Source organism: uncultured Chryseobacterium sp. (genome assembly GCF_913776365.1).
Taxonomy (GTDB): Bacteria; Bacteroidota; Bacteroidia; order Flavobacteriales; family Weeksellaceae; genus Chryseobacterium.
On record NZ_CAJYMO010000236.1, the window covers coordinates 1 to 3,876 of the forward strand.

Annotated in this window: 4 protein-coding genes; all 4 read left to right on the forward strand. The window is 43.3% G+C overall.

The window, feature by feature from the left end:
* Positions 1 to 530: SDR family NAD(P)-dependent oxidoreductase (locus QZ735_RS12165; RefSeq protein WP_294248762.1), on the forward strand; the 530-nt coding region annotated here is incomplete at its 5' end.
* Between the two features lie 753 nt (positions 531 to 1,283).
* Positions 1,284 to 2,111: a 50S ribosomal protein L11 methyltransferase gene (gene prmA / locus QZ735_RS12170; protein ID WP_294248765.1), complete on the forward strand. Its 828-nt coding sequence runs from the start codon at positions 1,284 to 1,286 to the stop codon at positions 2,109 to 2,111.
* Entirely contained in the window at positions 2,112 to 2,969 is an 858-nt protein-coding gene (locus tag QZ735_RS12175) for an SH3 domain-containing protein (protein ID WP_294248767.1), read from the forward strand.
* 23 nt (positions 2,970 to 2,992) lie between these two features.
* Entirely contained in the window at positions 2,993 to 3,571 is a 579-nt protein-coding gene (locus QZ735_RS12180; protein WP_294248770.1) for a GNAT family N-acetyltransferase, read from the forward strand.
* Positions 3,572 to 3,876 lie beyond the last annotated feature (305 nt).

Consider the following 3,876-nt stretch of genomic DNA (forward strand, 5'->3'; position numbering starts at 1 on the left):
GCATCGATAATGAAATCCATGTGAAAGCCGGTATCGAATCAATTGCCGAACAGCTGGGAGGGATTGATATCCTCATCAACAATGCCGGAATCGGTGACTTCGGGTCGATTGAAGAAATGCCTTCCGAAACCTGGGAGCAGGTGATAAAAACCAATCTTTTCGGAGTCTATTATGCAGCGAAAGCGGCCCATCCGTACCTGAAAGCAAAAGGAGAAGGGGATGTCATCAATGTCGCTTCTACCGCCGGGCTCAAGGGCGGTCCCAACATGTCCGCATACGCAGCTTCTAAAGCGGCCGTGGTCTCTTTATCCCAGTCCATGATGGCGGAATGGAGAAAGCAGAACATCCGGGTCATTACCCTGACGCCAAGCACCATCGCTTCGGACATGTCCATCCAGGGCGGGTTGACGGACGGAAACCCCGACAAAGTCCTTCAGCCGGAAGATTTTGCAGAATGGGTACGCGACATCCTGAAAATGAACAGAAGGGCACTCATTGCCAACGGATCTATCTTTTCCACCAATCCGTAACCGGATTAAAATTCAAAGTTTAAAATTTCAGGTTTAAATTTAGAACCTGAGCGTATATCTCAAGCGGGCCCCCGGTCCGCTTACTGTATTTCAAATGGTTCACAAAACACAAAATTCTGTAAAAAATCAATTATCATCTATCAACCATTAATTACGGTCCATCAACCATCAACCATCAACCATCAACTATTAACCATTACTCATTACTCATCCTTCATCACTCATAACTACAGGGAGCTTTTTCCCGCTATCCACTATATCTTTTTCTGCCTTCGCTGCCTCCTCCTGCAGAAAAAGGATGCCGTTCCTATCGGGGCTATGGCAGTCGTGGAAATTTAGTATGGGAGCATCTTAGCCACCGATGGAGGTAATCATAACGGATCCAAAAAAAATCTTGATTTTTTAAAGACTGCTGTGCACTTCTTTATTGTCAGACATTTAACTTCCGTATGTCGCATCAATATATTTTGTGACTTTTGTGGTTGAAAATTATACCGCGTAATAGGTTACCGAGACTTCTCAGCTATGGAAGCAGTACCCATAAAAATCTTTGATTTTTTTCTCATGTGCTCTAAAATAAGCGCACTCCATCAATCTAAATCTAATGTATCTTATGTGTTAAATGTTACGAAGTCAATAAATTAAAAGTTATAGGCTAGCCAAAACGTACGCTCTGTAATATTTATTCAACCTTAACCAGGCAATGTTGACATTTCAATTTTTAAATATTTATTTTTGCAACAAATTATTCACATGCAAAATTATTTAGAATTCGATTTCAAAATAACCCCGCTTCAGCCGTGGAACGAGATCCTGATGGCCGAGCTGATCCAGATCGGTTTCGACAGCTTCACTGAAGAGCTGGAAGGGATTTTAGGATATATCCAGAAAGACCTTTTTAATGAAGAAGAACTGAAGGCACTGCCGCTTTTTGAAAATGAAGAAGTAAAAATCGAATATACCTTCAAAGAAATGCCCAACATCAACTGGAATGAAGAATGGGAAAAGAACTTTGAGCCGATCAACATCGATGATAAAGTGCTGATCCGTGCCGAATTCCACGAATCGGTGCCGGGAATGCACGAGATTGTAATCCAGCCGAAAATGTCTTTCGGAACGGGCCATCATCCCACTACCCACCTGATGATCCAGCAGATGATGGACATTGATTTTCACGGTAAAAAAGTGCTGGACATGGGCTGCGGGACTTCCGTATTGGCCATTTATGCCAAACAGAACGGTGCCGGGGATACCAAAGCCATTGACATCGACGAATGGTCTGTGGAAAATTCAAAGGAAAATGCCGCCCGGAATAACGTGAAACTGGATATTGAGCTGGGAACCGCCGAAAACCTCGGAAACGAAAATTACGATATCATCCTGGCCAACATCAACAGGAACATCCTGATTTCCGATATCCCGACCTATGTCACTGTACTGAATGACGGCGGTACACTTCTGCTGTCAGGGCTCTGTTTCTTCGATGTGGAAGATATCCTCGAAGTCTGCAGAGAAAACGGCCTGGAGCTTAAAAAACAGCTGCAGCGGGAAGAGTGGGTGAGCCTGCTTCTCGAAAAATAAATGCCACAGAATATTGATATGAAAACCCTTTTTACCGTTTTATCTCTGCTGACCCTGCAACTTTTGTCTGCGCAGGAAGAAGTGTATGCCAACGGGATTTTTAATTTCGAGGAAAACAAAGCCCGGAGGATATTTACCAGTGGTACAAGGATCCGCCGGTCTCCCGGTGTGGATGCGCCCGTGCTGGATTCCTTGCAGGCCAATCAGCCGATAATGGTTCTTAAAAAAGAGGAAATGGTCCTGAAACTGGGCGAAAGAGTAGCCAACTGGTATAAAATTTCTTATCTGAAAAATGATAGAAATGCTGAAGGTTATGTCTGGGGCGGAAACCTCTGCATCGGCTACCGGAATAAAAACGGATATGACTTCCTTTTAGGCCTGACAAAAACCGTATACAAAAAAGATCCGAAATTTCAGGGTGAAGACATTCCGCAGAATATCGCTGCCGTAAAAATGATGGAAGGCAATACCGTACTTGATGAGGTTTCCTTTGAAACAGGCTCAGGAGAAAGCTTAAGCTATGGGAGTTTCAGTATAGAAAGCGGCCATAGGCTTGAGAATGTAGATTTTACGGTCAAAGCTACTGTTTCCGGTGAAGCATGCGGAATTCCCGGGTATGACCAATACATTTTGTTTACCGGTAAAAAACTCATTGCCCTGCCTCAATTGATGAGCGTAGGAGATGCTGATGTCTATTACCATCACGAAGAATTTATTTTTCCCAATGACAAAGGTGGCATCCCGGGTGCGTTTATCTATAAAATGGAGGAAATGGAAAAAGATGAAAAAGACCGCGAGAAAAAGAAAAAAGCTTCGAAAACGTACCTTTGGGATGGAACGGCTTACCGGCTCAGATAAATCCGTTAATTCAAAACATAACGATGATGAGCCCATATGATAAAGATCTTGCCGGGATTCCTGAAAATCCGGACTTTTTCCCGGTGCTGACCACCGGAAGATTGCTGCTGCGGAGGTTTCAGCCGGATGATATCGAATCGGTATACCAAGGACTATCGCATCCGGAGGTAATCAGGCATTACGGCGTCAGCTATGACAGCCTGGAAGCTACGAAGGAACAGATGGATTGGTATGCTGCGATTGAGAGGGAAGAGAAAGGAATCTGGTGGGCGGTCTGTGATCATAAAAGCCAAACCTTTCTGGGAGCTGTAGGATTTAATGACCGGAGCAAAGAACACCGGAAAATAGAAATGGGATACTGGCTGCTGCCTGAATACTGGGGTTCCGGAATCATCAGCGAAGCGGGAATTGCCGCCTGTGGATATGCCTTTCAAAAAATTGGGGTCCACCGGATCGAAGCTGTAGTGGAAACGGAAAATACCAACAGCAAAAAAATAATGAAACAACTGGGTTTTGAGCTTGAAGGCGTCATGAAAGACTGCGAAATAAAAGACGGGAAATTCATCAGCCTGGAAATGTATGCTAAACTCAACCGGATTTAAGAATTTATTTCTTCAGATTTCAGATTATAATCGTAATTCTTTTGATAACAAATTAACGGTCGCAAACCTCACGGGTTTCAAAAACCCGTGAGGTTTATTGATCAACTGAATTCATTGATTTTGTTTTTAGACTTATGCTGAAAATCAGGATATTTAGTCTCGTTAAAAACAAAAAAAACAAAGGTTGTAAGGCTTAACGTAAGCGTGAAAGATTGATTCCATCGAATCTTCGATTTCGAACCTTTGACCGTCCCGATTTAAAAATCGGGATGCTCTGTCTGTTTTGAGCACCATTCAGTAAAAAC